We start from the raw sequence: 19,775 nt of genomic DNA, 5'->3' as shown, positions 1-19,775 counted from the left end.
GGGTTGGTGGGGGTGGGGCGTTCGGCGGCTCGGATCGCTTCGGCGTATGCCAAGGTGGCCCGCCGCAGCGCGGCCTCCGGGTCGATGCCGGCCTGCCGGGCGGCGGCGACAGTGGCCAGCAGGCTCGCGCCGAGCCGGGCCTCCGGATCCACCTGCGACTCGGCCAGTGGCGGCGGTACGGCGAGGCCCACCCGGCCGGCCCGGTCCAGGATCTTCGCGGCCAGGGAGAGCGCGGGCTGGCTCAGCGCGATGCCGTCCAGCACCGAGTCGCGGGTCTTCTCGGCCCGCTTGATCCGTTCCCAGTTCGCCTCGATCTCCTCGATCGAACCGGCCGGCTCACCGGAGAACACGTGCGGGTTGCGCCGCACCATCTTGTCGACCAGGGTGCCCGCGACGTCGTCGACGGTCCAGCTCTTGCCCTCCGGCAGGTTCTCCGCCAGCCGGGCGTGCAGCAGCACCTGGAGCAGCACGTCGCCCAGTTCCTCGCGGAGCGCGTCGGTGTCGTCGGCGCTGATCGCGTCGTACGCCTCGTAGCACTCCTCCAGCAGGAAACCGGCCAGGCTGCGGTGGGTCTGCGCCCGCTTCCACGGATCGCCGCCCGGGGAGGCCAGCCGGTCCATCACCTCGACCGCGTCGAGCAGCCGGGCGCCGGGCGGATCCCACGAGCCGTACATCAGCTCCAGCTCGGCCAGGCCGGGCTCGCGCGCCAGCCGCAGCCCCAGCTCACGGGCCAGCGTCTCGTCGCCGGCCGGACCGGCCAGCCACACCGCCCCGCCGTGCGCGGCGGCGGCGTCGAGCAGCGCCTGGGTCGCACCCTCGGTCACCACGCTCACGTCGGCGCCGGCCATTCGGACCGCACGGGTCAGCTCGCTCTCCGCACCGGCGAGGACCGGGGCGGAGCGTACGGCGTCCCACCCGGCCGAAGTCAGCAGGCCGGCGGGCAGCCGGGGTGAGGTGACGAGCAGGACGATCCGCGCGGTCATGCGGCTCCGGGAGCCGGGGAGCCGGAGGCCGGCGCCTCGGGCGTGGAGATGTCGGTGACCGGGCCGTCCTGGTCGACGTACGGCAGGGAGTAGAAGACGAACGACTGGCCGGTGTTGACCAGCGACGGCACGCCCGTCACGCCGAACCGGGGGTTGACGCGGACGTCCGACTTCTCGGCCTGCTCCTGCAGCGCGCTGCTGAGCGCGGTGGCGGTGCGGACGAATCCGGCCTCGCCGAACGCCTGCCGCACCTGGTCGATGCTCAGGCCCGGCTGGATCGCCCCGGTCTTCTCGAGGGCGTGGTAGACGGCCATCAGGGACTCGTCGCTGAGGTCGGCCGGGGGCAGGCTCTGCTGGAGCGTGCCGGAGAGGTCGACCCACTCGCCCCACAGCTTCGTGTACTCGGTGGTCGCCGGCATGCGGAGCGCCTGCTGGATCTGCTCCGGGGAGATCTGGTCGGTGACCTGGAGGCCCTTGTCGGCCGCCACACGCTTGCCCAGGTCGATCGCCACCAGCAGGTTCAGCACGTCCTGCCGGGTCACCGAGGACCGCAGCTCCGCCGGCGACGGCGTCTGCGGGGACTGGCTACGGACGGCCTCCGCGTACTGCCGCTGCGCGTCCTCGTAGATCGCGTCGACCCGGTCGACGGAGTACCGGCTGTCGCCGACGTAGGCGGCGACGTCCGGGGCGGAGCGGCCACAGGCGGCGAGAGAGAGCGCGGCAAGGGCCGCGACGCTGACGGCGACGAGGGAACGGCGAGCACGCATGAGGGTCACTCTCTCACGCCGAGTGCCGGCCTGTGACTCCGCCCACCTCATCGCGCGCCCGCCCCGGACCGGGCGGCACCGGCCAGCTCCTCGGGCTTGCCGAGGACGTCGGCCAGGAGCTGCCCGCACCACTCCAGCAGCGCCTGGTCGCGCAGCGGCTCGCCGCCGATCCGCCGGGTGCTCGGCCGCGGCACGCTGACCTGGTCGAGCGCCTGCTTGTAGACCGAGTCCGGGTGGTAGCGCTTGAGCCGCATCTGCTTCGAGTCGGGCAGCGGCAGCGGGCCGAACCGGATGTGCTTGCCCTGCATCGACACGTCGGTCAGTCCGTAGCGGCGGGCGAGCAGCCGGAACCGCGCCACCGCGACCAGGTTCTGCACCGGCGCCGGCGGCTCGCCGTACCGGTCGGTCATCTCGGCGACCACCTCGCGCAGACGCTCGGAGTCGCGGGCCTCGGCGAGCTTGCGGTACATCTCCAGGCGCAGCCGCTCCACCGCCACGTAGTCGTGCGGCAGGTGCGCGTCGATCGGCAGGTCGACCTTGACCTCCGCCTCCTCCTCCTGCTGCTCGCCCTTGAAGGCGGACACGGCCTCGCCGACCATCCGGACGTACAGGTCGAAGCCGACGCCCTCGATGTGGCCGGACTGCTCGCCGCCGAGCAGGTTGCCGGCGCCGCGGATCTCCAGGTCCTTCATCGCCACGTACATGCCGGCGCCGAGTTCGGTGTGCTGGGCGATGGTCGCCAGCCGCTCGTGCGCGTTCTCGGTGAGCGGCTTCTCCGGCGGGTAGAGGAAGTACGCGTACGCCCGTTCCCGGCCACGGCCGACCCGGCCGCGGATCTGGTGCAGCTGGGCCAGGCCGAGCAGGTCGGCGCGCTCGACGATGAGGGTGTTGGCGTTCGGGATGTCGATGCCTGATTCGACGATCGTGGTGCAGACGAGGACGTCGAACTCCTTCTCCCAGAAGCCGACCATCACCTTCTCCAGCGCCTCCTCGCCCATCTGGCCGTGCGCCACCGCCACCCGGGCCTCCGGGACCAGCTCCCGCAGCCTGCGGGCCGTCTTCTCGATCGACTCGACCCGGTTGTGCAGGTAGAAGACCTGACCGTCGCGCAGCAGCTCACGGTGGATGGAGGCGGCCACCTGACGGTCGTCGTACGCCCCGACGAACGTGAGCACCGGGTGCCGCTCCTCCGGCGGGGTGGCGATTGTGGACATCTCCCGGATGCCGGTGATCGCCATCTCCAGCGTGCGCGGGATCGGGGTGGCCGACATGGCGAGCACGTCGACCGAGGCGCGGAGCGTCTTCAGGTGCTCCTTGTGCTCGACGCCGAACCGCTGCTCCTCGTCGATGATGACCAGCCCCAGAGACTTGAACCGGGTGGCCGCCTGGAGCAGCCGGTGGGTGCCGATGACGATGTCGACGGTGCCGGCGGCGACCATCTCCAGCGTCTGCTCGGACTCCTTCGGCGTCTGGAACCGGGACAGCTGCCGGATCGACACCGGGAACTGGCTCATCCGCTCGGCGAACGTGTTGTAGTGCTGCTGCACCAGCAGCGTGGTCGGCACCAGCACGGCCACCTGCTTGCCGTCCTGCACCGCCTTGAACGCCGCCCGTACCGCGATCTCGGTCTTGCCGTAGCCGACGTCGCCGCAGATCAGCCGGTCCATCGGGACGGTCTGTTCCATGTCCCGCTTGACCTCCTCGATGGCGGCCAGCTGGTCGGGCGTCTCCTGCCAGGGGAAGGCGTCCTCCAGCTCCCGCTGCCACGGGGTGTCGGGGCCGAAGTTGTGCCCCTTCGACGCCTTGCGCGCGGCGTAGAGCTGGATGAGCTGCGCGGCGATCTCCCGGACCGCCTTGCGTGCCCGCGCCTTGGACTTCTGCCAGTCCGAGCCGCCCATCTTGTGCAGCGTGGGCTGCTCACCGCCGACGTAACGGGAGAGCTGGTCGAGCTGGTCGGTGGGGACGAACAGGCGGTCGCCGGGCTGGCCGCGCTTGCTCGGCGCGTACTCGATGACCAGGTATTCGCGGCTGGCGCCGTTCACCGTGCGCTGCACCAGCTCCACGTACCGGCCGATGCCGTGCTGCTCGTGCACCACGAAGTCGCCGGCCTTCAGCTCCAGCGGATCGATGGTGTTGCGCCGCCGGCTGGGCATCTTGCGCATGTCGCGGGTGGAGGTGCCCCGGCCACCGGTGACGTCGTTGCCGGTGAGCAGCACGAACTTCGACGCCTCGTCGACGAAGCCGGCGGTCAGGCAGCCGCAGGACACGAGCAGTTCGCCCGGCGCCGGTGCGGCGGGCACCTCCTCGGTGAGCCGGGCGCCGAGACCGGCGTCGCGGAGCACCTCGACGGCCCGCTGGGCGGGGCCGTGCCCCTCGAACACGAGCGCGATCGACCAGCCCTCACCGGCCCAGCGCTTCAGGTCGTCGACCACCCGGGCGGTCTCGCCGTGGTAGAGCGGGGCCGGCTGGGCGGCCAGGCTCACCGCGATGGCGTCGTCGGGGGTGACGTCGACAGCGGCCGGCTCGTCCTCCCAGGGCTGCCGGGCCGGCGCCGCGTCCGCCTCGACCAGGCCGAACGGCGCGAGCGTCCACCAGGGCTGGCGCAGGGCGCGGGCTGCCGTGCGTACCTCGGCCAGGGTCTTGAAGGCGGCGGCGCCGAGGTCGACAGGGGCCTGGCCGCCGACGGCGGCCGCGGCCCAGCTGGCCTGGAGGAACTCCTCCGAGGTACGGACCAGGTCGTGCGCGCGGGTGCGGATGCGCTCGGGGTCGCAGAGGAGTACGTGGGTGCCGGCCGGCATGCAGTCGACGAGCAGTTCCAGCGCGTCGGCGCCGATCAGGGCCGGAGCGAGCGACTCCATGCCCTCGACCGGGATGCCCTCGGACAGCTTGTCCAGGATCTCGGCCAGCTCCGGGTGCTCGGCGGCGAGCGCGGCGGCCCGCTCCCGCACCGCCGGGGTCAGCAGCAGCTCCCGGCACGGCGGCGCCCACATCTGCGCCACGCCCTCGATGGTGCGCTGGTCGGCCACCGCGAAGGTGCGGATCTCCTCCACCTCGTCGCCCCAGAACTCGACCCGGGACGGGTGCTCGTCGGTGGGCGGGAAGACGTCCAGGATGCCGCCGCGGACGGCGAACTCGCCGCGCTTGGTGACCAGGTCGACCCGGGCGTACGCCATGTCGGTGAGCCGGCGGGCAACCTCCTCCAGGTCGGCCTCGTCCCCGGCGGCGAGCTGCACCGGCTCCAGGTCGCCGAGGCCCTTGAGCTGCGGCTGGAGCAGCGAGCGCACCGGCGCGACGACGACCCGCAGCGGCCCGGTGCGGCCGTGCGCGTCGGCGGCGTCCGGGTGGGCCAGCCGGCGCAGCACGGCGAGGCGCCGCCCGACCGTGTCGGATCGGGGCGACAGGCGCTCGTGCGGCAGCGTCTCCCAGGACGGGAAGACCGCCACCTGCTCCGGCGGCAGCAGGCTGCCCAGCGCGGAGGCCAGGTCGTCGGCCTCGCGGGTGGTGGCGGTGACCGCGAGCACCGGGCGGCCCGCGCCTCCGGCCGGCTCGTCGGCGGCGACCGCTGCCACAGCGAACGGGCGCAGCGCGGCGGGGGCGGTGAGGTCGAGCCCGTCGACCTGCGCGGCACCGGAGCGCGCCAGGTCACGCGCCCGGGCCAGCCCCGGGTCGGCCAGGGCGGCGGAGAAGAGTCCGGTGAGCATCAGTGATCACTTCCAGCGGATCGACACACGACGACGACCCCGCGTCCAGCCGGACGGGGGGTGCACCGTTCGAGCCTATCCCCCTCCACCGACGAACCGGGCCCGCCCGACGTTGGATCTTGACCGGCTGCGACCGGGCGTGGTGCGGTGGGCGGATGGTCGAGTATCGGACGGTCTTCGACGCCGAGGTGGTTTTCTCCAACGGTGGCGGTCTGCGCACCGACGGGTTCCGGCTGGACGTGCCGCACCCCGACGTCACCGACGACGAGGTGGCCGCGCTGCTGGTCCGGCACCTGGGGCTGCTCATGGTCGGCGAGGTACGGATCACGAACCGGACCGTCGTCGAGGAGCCGCACAAGGGCGGGCGCGGGGTGGCCGCCCCGGCCACGGGCGGCGGGCGGAAACTCGTCGAGCTGAGTCACGTGATCATCGACGGCCTGGTCACGCTGCCCGGCTGGCCCGCACCGGCGATCACCGAGTGGCTGACCCGGGAGGCGTCCCGGAGCCGGTACGCGCCCGGTGTCGAGTTCCAGGTCGGGCGGATCGACATGATCGCCAACACCGGCACGTACGTGGACACGCCGTCGCACCGCTTCGCCGACGGCCCGGACCTGACCGGGGTGCCGCTGGACCGCCTCGCCGACCTGCCCGGCCTGGTGGTACGCGTGCCGGCCGGTACGCGGGCGGTGGACCGGCTGATGCTCGCCCCGTACGACGTGGCCGGGTGCGCGGTGCTGCTGCACACCGGGTGGGACGTGCACTTCGGCACCGACGCGTACGCCGCACCGGACGCGCCCTACCTGACCGGTGACGGCGCCCAGTGGCTGGCCGAGTCGGGCGCGGCGCTCGTCGGCATCGACTCGATCAACATCGACGACATGACGGCGGCGGCAGCAGGTCAGCGCCCGGCGCACACCGGTCTGCTGGCCGCCGGGGTGCCGATCGTGGAGCACCTGACCGGCCTGGACGCGCTGCCGCCGACCGGCTTCCGGTTCACCGCCGCTCCGCCGCGGGTCGCCGGCATGGGCACGTTCCCGGTCCGCGCCTTCGCCGTCCTCGACGCCTGACCCCGCGCCGTCGGCCCGCCGCCGCCGTCAGTAGCGCACGGCGATGCGGCGCTCGGCCGCGTCCACGCGGATCTCGCCGCCGTACGGGATGATCACCTGCGGGTCGGTGTGGCCCAGGTCGACGTCGAAGACCACCACCGGGTCGCCGGCGTAGGGGGCGAGCGCCGACAGGATCGCCGCCCGCTGGTCGGCGGCCCAGGCCAGCCGCTCCGCGACCGAGTGCGGCCGGTCGAAGTCCCACGCCTTGGGGCGGCCCACCACGATCGCCGGGACGGCGGCGAGCAGACCCCGCTCGCCCATGTTGCGCACGATCCGGAAGACCTCCTGCGCGGTGGGCATCTCCTCCGACGTCTCCAGCACCAGTACCGAGCCGGCCAGGTCGGCCGCGCGCGGAACGCGGTCGGCCGCCATCAGCCAGTGCAGGATCTCCAGGTTGCCGCCCCACGTCCGGCCCTGCACCACCCGGGCCGGGCCGTGCCAGCGCCAGCCCTCGGACGGGTACATCGGCGGCTCCTCGGCGAGCGTGGCCGGGTCGCGCCAGTCGCGCGGCTCGTCGCCCCACTCGGAGGCGGCGGTCAGCTCGTACCAGCCGGTGGTGAACAGCGCGGCGCGCAGCGAGTCGAGCGTGAGCGGGTGCGGCTTCCCGGAGCGCCCGAGGTGCACGAGCACGGAGCCGCCGTGGTAGCCGACGACGCCCAGCCGGTACAGGTGGTTGAGCACGTTGGTGTTGTCCGAGTAGCCGAAGTACGGCTTCGGGTTGGCCCGCAACACCTCGTCGTCCAGGTACGGGGTGACGGTGATCAGGTCGTCCCCGCCGACCGTCGCCAGCACGGCGGTGATCGTCGGGTCGGCGAACGCGGCGGTCAGGTCACGCGCCCGGTCGCGCGGGTCGGCGCCCATGACCCGGGTGGTCGGATACTCCACCGGTTCCAGCCCCAGCTCGTCGCGGAGCCGGCGCAGGCCCAGCTCGTACACGTGAGGGAAGAGACCCGGCAGGCCGGCGGAGGGTGAGACGACCGCGACCCGGTCGCCCGGCTGCGGTTTGGCGGGATAGACAGGCACCGTCATGGCCCGACGCTATCGGCCCGGGCCAGCGGTTTTCGCCCGACGAAACCCCATGAGCCGGGCATATGCCCGCAATAGGCTGAGGCCGTGGACGACGAGCCGGAGCTGCGTACCCGGGACTGGCTGCCCCGCACGGCGGCGCTGATCCTCGGCACCCTGGCGCTGGCCAGCGCGTTCATCGCCGCCTACGTCGGCGCGCTGCACAAGCCGGACCCGCGCGACGTGCCGGTCGCCGTCGTCACGAGCGACCAGCAGGCCCAGGCCGTGATGTCCGCCGTCCGCGCCCGCACCGACACGATCAAACCCGTCGGGTACGACAGCCGCGACGCCGCCTCCGACGGTCTCACCGACAGATCGGTGTACGCGGTGCTCAGCTCCGCCCCCGACGGCGGCCTGACGCTCGCCACCGCCAGCGCGGGAGCGCCCGCCGCCACCGAACTCGTCACCGACGTGTTCACCGAGGCGGCCCGGCAGGCCGGGGTGCCACTGGAGGTCACCGACGACGTACCGGTCTCCGCCGACGACCCGCGCGGCCTGGTCCCGTTCTACCTGGCCGTCGGCGTGGTGCTCGGCGGCTACCTGGCGTCCACGGCGCTCGGCATCTCGCTCGGCACCAGCCCGCGCGACCTGCGCCGGGCCGGGCTGCGGATCGCCACGCTCGCGGTGCACGCGATCCTGCTCGGCGTCATCGGGGCGATCCTGGTCGGGCCGGTGCTCGGCGTGTTCCCCGATCAGGTGGCGACGGTGGCGGTGGTCGGCGCGCTCGCCGCGTTCGCGGCCGGGATGGTCGCCGCCGCCGTGCAGGGCTGGCTCGGGCTGCTCGGTACCGGCATCGTGATCCTGCTGCTCGTCGTGCTCGGCAACCCCGGTTCCGGCGGCATCTACGCGCCCGAGTTCCTGCCGCCGTTCCTGCGCGGGATGCACCGCTGGAACGTGCCGGGCCTCGCCACCGACCTGTTCAAGTCGGCCATCTACTTCGACTGGCGCGGCGGCGGCTGGGCACTGACCGGGCTGCTGGTCTGGGTGGTCGCCGGCCTGGCCGGCCTGCTCACCGCGACCATGTTCCGGGCACGCCGCCGGCCGAAGGCGGGACGGCACGCCGTCGAGCGGGACTGACCGGCGGACCGTCCCAGAGTGCAGATCATCACGCCGTCCCCCTCCTGTCCGCCGGGGCCGCGCGGATACCATCCAGAGGAGTCGGACAGCGCTGTCCTTCGTCCTCGCGTAAGGAGCGCAACCGTGACCGACCAGCACGACCACGACGGCCCCGACGCCGCTCTCCGGGCCGACATCCGCCGCCTCGGCACGCTGCTCGGGCAGACCCTCGCCCGGCAGGAGGGCCGCCCGCTGCTCGACCTGGTCGAGGAGATCCGCGCCCAGGTCCGCTCCGACGTACCGGCCGCGGCCCAGCGCCTCGCCGGGCTCGACGTCACCACCGGCACGAAGCTGGCCCGCGCCTTCTCCACCTACTTCCACCTGGCGAACATCACCGAGCAGGTGCACCGCGCCCGGGACCTGCGCCGCCGCCGCGCCACACACGGCGGCTGGCTGGACCAGGCGGCCAAGATGATCGCCGAGCGCGGCGTACCGGCCGAGGAGATCGCCGCCGCGGCCCGCCGGCTGGCAGTACGACCGGTCTTCACCGCCCACCCGACCGAGGCGGCCCGCCGGTCCATCCTGTCCAAGCTGCGCGCCGTCGCCGACGAGCTGGACACCGAGACCGCGAACGCGATCCTGTACGGCGCCAGCGACGAGGGCCCGGCGAACCGCCGCCTGGCCGAACTGCTCGATCTCATGTGGCAGACCGACGAACTGCGGCTGGACCGGCCGGACCCGACCGACGAGGCGCGCAACGCGATCTACTACCTGCGCGACCTGTACGCCGAGGCCGCGCCCCAGGTCCTCGACGACCTCGCCGACACGCTGCGCACGCTCGGCGTGGAGACGTCGCCGACGTCCCGCCCGCTGAGCTTCGGCACCTGGATCGGCGGTGACCGCGACGGCAACCCGTTCGTCACGCCGGTGGTCACCCGCGAGGTGCTGCGCATCCAGCACGAGCACGGCATCGCCGCCACCGAGAAGGCGATGGACGAGCTGATCACCGAGGTCAGCGTGTCCCGGCGGCTGCGTGCGGTGTCGCTCGACCTGTCCGCCAGCCTCGCCAAGGACCTGGACGCGCTGCCCGAGGTGGCGCCCCGGTTCCGCCGGGTCAACGCGGAGGAGCCGTACCGGCTCAAGGCGCGGTGTGTGAAGGCGAAGCTCGCCAACACCCGGGAGCGGCTGCGTGCCGACACCCCGCACGTGCCGGGGCGGGACTACCGGGGCTCGTCCGAGCTGATCGCCGACCTGGAACTGCTGCGCGCGTCGCTGGCCCGCAACTCCGGCCAGCTCACCGCCGTCGGGCGGCTGGCCTCGGCCATCCGTACGGTGTCCGCGTTCGGCCTGCACCTGGCCACCATGGACATCCGGGAGCACGCGGAGAAGCACCACGAGGTGCTGGCCCAGCTCTACGAGGCGGTCGGCGAGGTCTCCGACTACCCGGCACTGTCCCGGCTGGAGCGCACCAAGCTGCTCGCCGACGAGCTGACCGGCCGGCGGCCGCTCTCCACCCAGGACAGCCCGCTCACCGAGTCGGCCCGCAAGACGTTCGACGTGTTCGCGGCGATCCGCGAGGCGCAGGACCGGTTCGGCCCCGAGGTCATCGAGTCGTACATCATCTCGATGACGCTCGGCGTCGACGACGTGCTGGCCGCCGTGGTGCTGGCCCGCGAGGCCGGCCTGGTGGACGTGCACTCCGGGCGGGCCCGCATCGGCATCGTGCCGCTGCTGGAGACCCCGGCCGAACTGAACGCCGGTGGTGAGCTGCTGGACGAACTGCTGTCGCTGCCCGCGTACCGGGCGCTCGTGGCGGCCCGGGGCGACGTGCAGGAGGTGATGCTCGGCTACTCCGACTCCAACAAGGAGGCGGGCATCACCACCAGCCAGTGGTCCATCCACCGGGCGCAGCGCTCGCTGCGGGACGTGGCCGCGCGGCACGGCGTGCACCTGCGGTTGTTCCACGGCCGGGGCGGCACCGTCGGCCGTGGTGGCGGCCCCACCCACGACGCGATCCTGGCTCAGCCGTACGGCACGCTGGACGGCGCGATCAAGGTGACCGAGCAGGGCGAGGTCATCTCCGACAAGTACACGCTGCCGGCGCTGGCCCGGGAGAACCTGGAACTGACGGTGGCCGCGGTGCTCCAAGCGACGCTGCTGCACACCGCGCCCCGGCAGCCGGCCGAGATGCTGGAGCGCTGGGACGCGGCGATGGACGTGGTGTCCGAGTCGGCATTCCGGTCGTACCGGTCGCTGGTCGAGGAGCCGGACCTGCCCGCGTACTTCTGGGCCTCCACCCCGACCGAGCTGCTGGGCGCGCTGAACATCGGCTCCCGGCCGGCGAAGCGCCCGAACACCGGCGCCGGCCTGTCCGGCCTGCGCGCCATCCCGTGGGTGTTCGGCTGGACGCAGACCCGGCAGATCGTGCCGGGCTGGTTCGGCGTGGGTTCCGGTCTGGCCGCCGCGCGGGCGGCCGGGCTGGCCGACGTGCTCGCCGAGATGAACCGGAACTGGCACTTCTTCCGCACGTTCCTGTCGAACGTCGAGATGATGCTGACCAAGACCGACCTGACCATCGCCCGGCGGTACGTCGAGACGCTGGTGCCGAAGAAGCTGCACCCGATCTTCGACAAGATCGAGCAGGAGTACGAGCTGACCAAGCAGGAGGTGCTCGCGGTCACCGCCGCACCGGCGCTGCTGGACAACTCGCCGGTGCTCCAGCGCACGCTCGCCGTGCGGGACACCTACCTGGAGCCGCTGCACCACCTCCAGGTGGCGTTGCTGCGGCAGTACCGCGAATCCGGCGCCGCCGGGCGTGCGGTGGTGACCGCGCCGGGTGGGCGGCGTGCCCCGAACGACGGTACGGCGCTGGAGCGGGCGCTGCTGACCACCGTCAACGGCATCGCCGCCGGCATGCGCAACACCGGCTGACGTGTAAGGAAGGGCCCCCTCTTAACGCCTCGTGCATAAGAGGGGGCCCTTCTTAACGCCTGCGCCCGGCGCGCCGCGAGCGGTGCCCGACGCGAGCGGCGCCCGACGCGGCGGCGCCTGGCGCGGCGGCGCCTGGCGCGGCGGCGTCGACTAGGCCGTGTCTCCTGGATCATGGCTTGGGGCGGTCCGGTTTCGCGCGTAGCCATATGAGGATGTCGGCGATCTGCACGGTGGCGCGGTAGCGGCAGGCGAGCTTGTCGTACCTGGTGGCCACGGCGCGGAACTGCTTGCGCCGGTTCATCAGCCGTTCGACGGTGTTGCGCTGCCGGTAGCGGTCCGGGCGGAAGTTGGGTGGGCGGCCACCGCGTGATCCTTTCCGGGCGCGGTGGGCTTTCTGGTCGTCTTTTTCGGGGATGTCGTGCGGGATGCGCCGGGCCCGCAGCGATCGGCGGTTGCCGCGCGAGCTGTAGGCCTTGTCCGCGGACAGGGAATCGAGGCGTTTGCGGGGGCGGCCGATCCGGCCGGGGCGGGCCACGGCCACGTCGTCGAGCAACCGGACCAGCTGGCGGGTGTCGTGGTCCTGGCCCGGGGTCAGGTGACTGGTCAGGTTCCGGCCCCGCCCGTCCCCGATCGTGTGGATCTTCGTGGTCCACCCGCCGCGCGACTTGCCGAGTCCTTCCCGTCGCGCTGCGTCACTGCTGCTCAGCCCCCTTTACGCGCGCCGGCGGCGTGCTGGTGGGCACGCACGATCGTGGAATCGGCGTTGCCGTGCCAGTCCAGGTCCCCGGCAGCGTCCGCCTCGGTCTGCAGCATCGCCTCGATCCGCGCCCAGGTCCCGTCCTCCTGCCAGCGGGTGAACCGCTTGTACAGCGTCTTCCACGGCCCGTACCGTTCCGGGACGTCCCGCCACGGCACCCCGCTCCGCACCCGGAACACGATCCCGTTGATCACCTGCCGGTGATCACGCCACCGCCCACCCCGCTGCGGTGTCAACGCCGGCAGCAACGGCGCGATCCGCGCGTACTCGACCTCGGTCAGTTCAAACCGCCCACTCACGACAGACGTGGATAGCCGAATCTGCACCCAAGATCCAGGAGACACGCCCTAGAAGTCGCCGCCGCCGAAGTCACCACCGAAGTCCCCGCCGCCGAAGCCACCGAAGTCGCCGCCGCCGTAGTCCCCGCCGCCGCCGAAGTCGCCACCGGCGTAGTCGCCACCGCCGCCCATGTCGCCGCCGCCCATGTCGCCGCCCTGGTCGCCGAAGTCCTGGCCGTCGCCGAAGCCCTCCTGGTAGCCGGCGTCGTACCCGGGGTCGGCGAACGCGGGTGAGAACAGCGCGTCCGCGATCAGGAGACCGCCGACCACACCGACGCCCGCGCCGAGCGCGGTCTTCCACCACGGCGTGGAGTACCAGCCGGCCGGCACCGGCCGCCCCTGGAACCGGCCACCCGGGTAGTAGTAGGGCGTCGCGTTCCCCGGCTGCGGGCCGGCCCGGAACGTCTGCCCCTGCACGTCGACCTGGCGCTCCTTGGTGAGCGCGCCGGCGCCCTGGGCAGCGGCGAGCGGCGGCAGCTCCGGGCCCGGGTCGATGCCCATCGCGGTCCGCGCCGCCCGGATGTACGCCAGCCCTTCCAGCGCGGTCTCCCGGGCCAGCCCGAACTGGCGCGGCGTGGTCGCCTGCTCCAGCTGCGAACCGGCCGCGTTGTACCGCTCACCGGCGTCGGCGAGCGCCTGCCGGACCGCCGGAGCGTCGCCGTGCAGGTTCATCAGCTGGCCGCCGAGCCGCTCGTACCAGCGCTGCGCCTCGGCGCGGGCGTCGGCCAGCTCGTTCGCCCGGCGCGATCTGCTCCCCCTCCGCCAGAACACGAACGCACCTCCGAGCAGCAGGATCAGGACCAGCCACAACGCGAACTCCATGACTCGAACGTACCCACCGGGCGCTCGTCGTACCCGTTTGGCAAGCTCTTGGCCATGAGCTTTGCGACGCTGGCCGTGGTGGTGCTCTGCCTCGCCGCGGGCGGCGCGGTGGGCTGGCTGGCCGCGCGGGCGCGCGCGGCGGCCGACATCGCCCGCCTGGAGGCGACACTCGCCGCCACCCAGGCCGGCGAGGGCCGGCTGGAGCAGTCCATGCGGGCGCTCAGCTACGAGGCGACGGCGCAGTCCCAGGAGGCGGTGGCCCGCGCGGTCGCGCCGCTGCACGACACGCTGCGCCGCTACGAGCAGCGGGTGGCGGAGCTGGAGCGGGACCGCGTCGACGCGTACGCCGAACTGCGCGAGCAGGTGCGGTCCATGAGCGCCGTCTCCGGCGAGCTGCGCACCGAGACCAAGCAGCTGGTCGCCGCGCTGCGCGCGCCGCAGGTGCGGGGCCGCTGGGGCGAGCACCAGCTCCGCCGGATCGTCGAGGCCGCCGGCATGCTCGAACACTGCGACTTCAGCGAGCAGGTCACCGCCGCGACCGACCACCAGGGGGTACGCCCCGACCTGGTGGTGCGGCTGCACGGCGGCCGGACGGTGGTGGTGGACGCGAAGGCGCCGTTCGACGCGTACCTGACCGCGATGGAGGCGCGCGACGAGCGGGGGCGCGACACCCACCTGGACGCGCACGCCCGGCACCTGCGCGCGCACGTGGACGGCCTGGCGGCCAAGTCCTACTGGTCGGCGTTCGACCAGACGCCCGAGTTCGTGGTGCTGTTCGTGCCGGCGGACCCGTTCCTCGACGTGGCACTGCAACGCGACCCGTCCCTGCTGGAGCACGCGTTCGCCCGCAACGTGGTGCTCGCCACGCCGGCCACGCTGGTGGCGCTGCTGCGCACCGTCGCCTACTCGTGGCGGCAGGAGGCGCTGGCGCGTAACGCCGCCACCGTCCACTCGCTGGCCCGCGAGCTGTACGGGCGGCTGTCCACACTGGGCGACCACGTGGGCAAGCTCGGCAGTTCGCTGAGCGGTGCGGTGACGGCGTACAACCGGGCGGTGGGGTCGCTGGAGGCCCGGGTGCTCGTCAGCGCCCGCAAGCTGGCCGAGCTGGGCGTCTCCGACGACGAGCTGGCCGCGCCGGCGCAGGTCGAGCTGGCGCCGAGGCAGCCGCAGGCACCCGAGTTGCTGGGCACGCCGTCCACATCGGCCGAAAGGTCGACGGACGTCGACGCCTAACACGGCACGCGCGGTGACGTAGACCGATCCGTGTCACGGACTGATCACAAACCGAGGCCGGGTAGTGACACATGTCGTCGTGACACGCAGGATCACCGTCACACGTGCCCTGCCCCTCGAGGGCCCTGTTCTCTGGAGGAAGAGAACGTTGAGTAGACCCCGCACGCGCAGCCGGCGACCGTCCGCCGCGCTTCTGGCCTCGGTCCTCGCGGCCGGCGCCCTGACCGTGGGAGGTGGCGCCGGTACCGCGAGCGCCGCCCCCGCCGCCGACCCCTCGCTGCCGGCCGCCGCGAAGGCACTGGGCGCACACGACGCCAAGCTGCTCGACGAGGCCGAGGCGAAGAACGCGCCGACGGTCACGATGATCATCGCGGCGAAGAAGGGCTCGGCCGAGAAGGTCGTCGACGGCCTGACCGGCCTCGGCGCCACTGTCAGCCAGCGGTACGACCAGATCGGCTACGTGCTGGCGAAGGTCCCCACCGCGAAGGCGCTCAAGGCCGCCACGCTGCCCGGTGTCGCCGCCGTCGACCTGGACGAGACCATCAAGCTCCCCGACCCGGCGCCCGAGGCGGCACCGAAGGGCGCCAAGTCCGCCACCCAGGCTCAGGCGCTGGCCGGGCCGGGCGGTGACACCGGTGCGGTGAACCCGTACATGCCGACCAACGAGACCGGCGCGGAGGCCTTCAAGGCCGCGCACCCGGAGTGGGACGGCCGCGGCGTCACCATCGGCATCATGGACTCCGGTGTGGACCTCGACCAGCCGGCGCTCCAGACGACCACCACCGGCGAGCGCAAGATCGTCGACTGGGTCACCGCCACCGACCCGCTGGAGGACGCCTCCTGGCGGCCGATGCTGACCGAGGTCAGTGGCCCGGCGTTCACCACCTCGCTCGGCACGTGGACCGCACCGGCCGGCAACTACCGGTTCAACGTCTTCCGCGAGAACATCACCGCGAACAGCGACGCGCGCGGTGACCTCAACCGCGACGGCGACACCACCGACTTCTGGGGCGTGCTCTACAACCCCGCCAACGGTGACGTGCGCGTCGACGCGAACCAGAACAACAACTTCACCGACGACGAGGTGATGCGGCCGTACAAGGAGCGGTTCCAGGTCGGACGCTTCGGCACCGACAACCCCGCCACCGCGGTACGCGAGCAGATCCCGTTCGTCGTCGAGTACCGGCGCAACGTGAACACCGCCCCGGTCGGCGGCCCCGGTCTGGTCGACTACGTCAACATCGGCATCATCGAGAGCACCCACGGCACCCACGTCGCCGGCATCACCGCCGCCAACGACATGCTGGGTAACAGCGCCTTCGACGGCGCCGCCCCGGGCGCCAAGCTGGTCTCCGCCCGCGCCTGCTCGTGGGGTGGCGGCTGCACCGCGGCGGCGCTCACCACCGGCATGGCCGACCTGGTGATCAACCGCAAGGTCGACGTGGTGAACATGTCGATCGGCGGTCTGCCCGCGCTCAACGACGGCTCGAACGCCCGCGCGGTCCTCTACAACGACCTGATCAACACCTACGGTGTGCAGCTGTTCATCTCGGCCGGCAACTCCGGTCCGGGCGTGAACACGGTCGGTGACCCGTCGGTCGCCACCGACGTGGTGAGCGTCGCGGCGAGCGTCAGCAAGGACACCTGGCTGGCCAACTACGGTTCGGTGGTCCGCAAGGACAACGCGCTGTTCAACTTCTCCTCGCGCGGCCCGCGTGAGGACGGCGGCTTCAAGCCGAACATCACCGCCCCCGGCTCGGCCATCTCCACCGCGCCGACCTGGCAGGCGGGCAGCCCGGTGCCGGAGGCGGGCTACCCGCTGCCCCCGGGCTACCAGATGCTCAACGGCACCTCGATGGCCGCTCCGCAGGCCACCGGCGCCGCCGCGCTGCTGCTGTCGGCCGCCAAGGCGACCGGCAAGGGCGTCACCCCGGCCGCGCTGCGCCGGGCCGTCTACACCTCGGGCCAGCCGATCACCGGCGTCCCGACGTACGCGCAGGGCTACGGCATGTTCAACGTGCCGGGCGCGTGGAGCCTGCTCGCCAAGGGCGTGCAGACCCGCACCTACACCTCCGAGGCGCCGGTCTGCACCGAGCTGTCGCCGAACCTGACCCGCTACGACCGGGCCTCCGGCACGTTCGTGCCGAACCCGAACGTCGGCACCGGCCTCTACAACCGCTGCGCCGCCGACCGTGGTGGCCAGAAGGTCAAGGAGAGCCGCCACTACGAGGTGAAGCTGACCCGTACCAGCGGCCCGAACAAGGGCGTCAAGCACGAGGTCGCCTTCCGCGGCAACGACGGCACCTACAGCGCCCCCAAGGTGGTCTGGCTGCCGCTGAACAAGACCGTCACGGTCAAGGTGAAGGCCAAGCCGATGACCGCCGGCGCGCACGGCGCCATCATGACCGTCGACGACCCGGCCACCTCCGTCGTCGACTTCGAGGTCGCCACCGTCGTGATCGCCTCGAACCCGGTCGCCGCTCCGGCGTTCTCGTTCTCGGCCGACGGCTCGGTCGAGCGCAACGGCTTCCGGTCGTACTTCGTGACCGTCCCGCCGGGTGCGGGCGCGCTCCAGGTCAACCTGTCCGGCATCGCGACCGGCTCGCAGACCCGGTTCATCGCCATCAACCCGTACGGCGTGCCGGTCGAGAGCACCGCCAGCACCGCCTGCTACACCAACTTCTCCGACGCCGCGGTCTGCAAGCCGCAGGAGCGGGACTACCAGAACCCGCTGCCGGGCGTGTGGGAGATCGAGGTGGAGGCGCGTCGCACCTCGCCGGCGCTGGACAACCCGTTCCGGCTCCAGGCCCGCGTGCAGGGCGTCAAGGTGGAGCCGGCCGTCGTCCAGCTCCCGTCGGTCACCGCCGGCACCCCGTCCCCGGTGAGCTGGAGCCTGACCAACACCTTCGGCCCGGTCCAGGTGACCGGCGTCGGCGGCCCGCTGGCCAGCGTCCGGACCGAGCGGCCGAGCATCACCGAGGGCGCCAGCCAGGAGTACGTGGTGGAGGTGCCCGCGGGCGCCACCTCGTTCACCGCCCGGATCGGCAACCCGTCCGACCTGAGCGCCGACCTGGACCTGACGGTGTTCCGCGGCACCACCCAGGTGGGGCAGGCAGCCGACGGTGACTCGGAGGAGGCCGTCACGCTGACCAACCCGGCGCCCGGCACCTACCGGGTCGTGGTCGACGGTTACTCGATGAGCGACCCGAGCACCGCGTACGACTACCGGGACTCGTTCGCGTCCCCGGCGCTGGGCACGCTCTCCGCCCCGTCCACGCCGCTGTCCCTGGCCAACGGCGCCACCGCCACCCTCACCGGTGCGGTGACCGCCCTGTCCACCCCGGCCGCCGGCCGGGAGCTGTACGGCGACATGGCCGTCACCACCACCGAGGGCGCGGTCGTCGGCCGCGGTTCGGTGGAGGTCGTCTCGGTCGGCTGATCCGCTGACACGAAGGAGCCCCGTCCCCTCTCGTAGGGGGCGGGGCTCCTTCGTGTCGTCAGGCGGGGCGGGCGGACTCGACCACGAACGGGGTGCCCTGCTGGCAGGTGGTCATCATGCCCGGCTCGGGGCGGCCGGTGACCTCGACCTTGGCGCCGGCCTTGAGCACGTCGCGCGGGCCACCGACGAGCAGATGGCCGTCGAGCAGCAGGCAGTTCGGCTCGACGCCGGCCTGCACCGTGCCGCTGATGACGGTGCCGCCGACACCCGGCGGGGTCGACGGCCCGCCCTTCCAGGAGGGGTCCGGACGGCTCGGGCTGGTGCCGGGGTCGGGCTGGCTGGTCACCGGGGCGGCTCCCGTCGTACTCGGGCTCGGGTTGGAATCGGCGGACCCGTCGCCGGGTGCGGCGCAGGCGGTCAGCGCGAGACCGGCGAGCAGTGCGACGAGCACCGTACGAGGAGTCTTCATGGTTGGTTGGACGCGGCCGACGGCCGATCCGTTCCCGGTCAGCCGCGGGCCGCGGCGGCGGCCTTCATGTCGCGCTTGAGCTCCTGCGGCAACGAGAACGTCAGCCGCTCGTCGGCGGTGGTGATCTCCTCGACGTCGCCGAAGCCGCGCTCGGCGAGGTGCGCGAGCACCTGCTGGACCAGTTCGTCCGGCACGCTCGCGCCGGAGGTCACACCCACGGTCCGGGCGCCGGTCAGCCAGGCGTCCTCGATCTCGTGCGCGAAGTCGACCAGGTAGCCGGCGCGGGCCCCGGCGTCGAGCGCCACCTCGACCAGCCGGACCGAGTTCGAGGAGTTGCGCGAACCGACCACGATCACCACGTCGCACTCGGGGGCGATCTCCTTGACCACGTGCTGGCGGTTGGAGGTCGCGTAGCAGATGTCGTCGCTGGGCGGCGACTGGAGCAGCGGCAGCCGCTTCTTGAGCCGGGCCACCGTCTCCAGCGTCTCGTCCACCGACAGCGTGGTCTGGGAGAGCCAGACCACCTTCTCCGGGTCGCGCACGGTGACCTTGTCGACCCCGTCCGGGCCGTCGACGAGCTGGATGTGGGCGGGCGCCTCACCGGCGGTGCCGATGACCTCCTCGTGCCCCTCGTGCCCGATGAGCAGGATGTCGTAGTCCTGCGCGGCGAACCGGCGGGCCTCGTGGTGGACCTTCGTGACCAGCGGGCAGGTGGCGTCGATCGCCCGCAGCGAGCGCTGCTTGGCCTGCTCGTAGACCTCGGGGGCGACGCCGTGGGCGGAGAAGATGACTGTGGCGCCCTCCGGCACCTCCTCGTTCTCCTCCACGAAGATCGCGCCCTGGGCCTCCAGCGTGCGCACCACGTGCTTGTTGTGCACGATCTGCTTGCGCACGTAGATCGGCGCGCCGTAGAGCTTCAGCGCCTCCTCGACGGTCTGCACCGCCCGGTCCACGCCCGCGCAGTAGCCGCGGGGGTTGGCCAGGAGCACGCGCTTGCCGGTCCGGGGAGTCGTCTCAGCGTCAGTCACCCGCCCATCGTACGTGCCGCCCTCCCGCGCGGCAGCGGCCGCGAGGCGCACGCGGGCGCTGTCGGTCCCGGGCCGTAGGG

12 protein-coding genes and 1 pseudogene are annotated in these 19,775 nt (G+C 72.8%); 5 read left to right on the top strand and 8 right to left on the bottom strand.

Going from position 1 to position 19,775, the window contains the following annotated elements; translation table 11 throughout:
• The 3 genes from ABD52_RS28365 to mfd form a co-directional block, all read right to left on the bottom strand.
• A partial coding sequence (locus ABD52_RS28365; protein ID WP_047893797.1) for a nucleoside triphosphate pyrophosphohydrolase occupies positions 1–983 on the bottom strand: 983 nt, incomplete at its 3' end.
• Entirely contained in the window at positions 980–1,750 is a 771-nt protein-coding gene (locus tag ABD52_RS28360; protein WP_013284088.1) for a hypothetical protein, read from the bottom strand. The genes ABD52_RS28365 and ABD52_RS28360, both read right to left, overlap by 4 nt.
• Before the next feature lie 47 nt (positions 1,751–1,797).
• Positions 1,798–5,451, bottom strand: a complete 3,654-nt coding sequence (mfd, locus tag ABD52_RS28355) for a transcription-repair coupling factor (protein ID WP_047893796.1) — start codon at positions 5,449–5,451, stop codon at positions 1,798–1,800.
• A gap of 155 nt (positions 5,452–5,606) precedes the next feature.
• Between mfd and ABD52_RS28350 the strand changes: the two genes are divergently transcribed.
• Positions 5,607–6,518: a cyclase family protein gene (locus ABD52_RS28350; RefSeq protein ID WP_053065502.1), complete on the top strand. Its 912-nt coding sequence runs from the start codon at positions 5,607–5,609 to the stop codon at positions 6,516–6,518.
• 27 nt (positions 6,519–6,545) lie between these two features.
• Here ABD52_RS28350 and ABD52_RS28345 read toward each other — a convergent pair whose 3' ends face one another.
• Entirely contained in the window at positions 6,546–7,586 is a 1,041-nt protein-coding gene (locus ABD52_RS28345; protein ID WP_047893795.1) for a S66 peptidase family protein, read from the bottom strand.
• Positions 7,587–7,670: 84 nt separating this feature from the next.
• Between ABD52_RS28345 and ABD52_RS28340 the strand changes: the two genes are divergently transcribed.
• Both ABD52_RS28340 and ppc read left to right on the top strand, forming a co-directional pair.
• Positions 7,671–8,699 carry a membrane protein gene (locus tag ABD52_RS28340; RefSeq protein ID WP_047893794.1) on the top strand — a complete coding sequence of 343 codons (1,029 nt, stop codon included), beginning with the start codon at positions 7,671–7,673 and terminating at the stop codon, positions 8,697–8,699.
• 123 nt (positions 8,700–8,822) lie between these two features.
• The gene (gene ppc, locus ABD52_RS28335; protein WP_047893793.1) at positions 8,823–11,609 is read left to right on the top strand and encodes a phosphoenolpyruvate carboxylase; all 2,787 of its coding nucleotides are present in this window, start codon (positions 8,823–8,825) and stop codon (positions 11,607–11,609) included.
• Between the two features lie 169 nt (positions 11,610–11,778).
• Here the strand turns inward: ppc and ABD52_RS38595 are convergent.
• Together ABD52_RS38595 and ABD52_RS28320 are read right to left on the bottom strand one after the other, a co-directional pair.
• Positions 11,779–12,665, bottom strand: a pseudogene (locus tag ABD52_RS38595) (IS5 family transposase).
• Positions 12,666–12,713: 48 nt separating this feature from the next.
• Complete coding sequence (locus ABD52_RS28320) at positions 12,714–13,526, bottom strand: hypothetical protein (protein ID WP_047893790.1); 813 nt, start codon at positions 13,524–13,526, stop codon at positions 12,714–12,716.
• A gap of 54 nt (positions 13,527–13,580) precedes the next feature.
• Here ABD52_RS28320 and ABD52_RS28315 point away from each other — a divergent pair, with 54 nt between their 5' ends.
• Positions 13,581–14,759 (top strand): DNA recombination protein RmuC, encoded by a 1,179-nt coding sequence (locus tag ABD52_RS28315; protein ID WP_013284081.1) that lies wholly within the window; start codon positions 13,581–13,583, stop codon positions 14,757–14,759.
• 148 nt (positions 14,760–14,907) lie between these two features.
• Positions 14,908–18,198 (top strand): S8 family serine peptidase, encoded by a 3,291-nt coding sequence (locus tag ABD52_RS28310; RefSeq protein ID WP_047893789.1) that lies wholly within the window; start codon positions 14,908–14,910, stop codon positions 18,196–18,198.
• Positions 18,199–18,256: 58 nt separating this feature from the next.
• Here the strand turns inward: ABD52_RS28310 and ABD52_RS28305 are convergent, their stop codons facing one another.
• Both ABD52_RS28305 and ABD52_RS28300 read right to left on the bottom strand, forming a co-directional pair.
• Positions 18,257–18,667 carry a hypothetical protein gene (locus ABD52_RS28305; protein ID WP_047893788.1) on the bottom strand — a complete coding sequence of 137 codons (411 nt, stop codon included), beginning with the start codon at positions 18,665–18,667 and terminating at the stop codon, positions 18,257–18,259.
• Positions 18,668–18,705: 38 nt separating this feature from the next.
• Positions 18,706–19,695, bottom strand: coding sequence for a 4-hydroxy-3-methylbut-2-enyl diphosphate reductase (locus tag ABD52_RS28300; protein WP_030270742.1), 990 nt, complete (start codon positions 19,693–19,695; stop codon positions 18,706–18,708).
• Between the last annotated feature and the right edge of the window lie 80 nt (positions 19,696–19,775).

This window comes from Micromonospora sp. RV43 (assembly GCF_001029515.1).
Classification (GTDB): Bacteria; Actinomycetota; Actinomycetes; order Mycobacteriales; family Micromonosporaceae; genus Micromonospora; species Micromonospora aurantiaca.
Note: the sequence above shows the minus strand (reverse complement) of the source record. Positions and strands in the feature narration are given on the sequence as shown.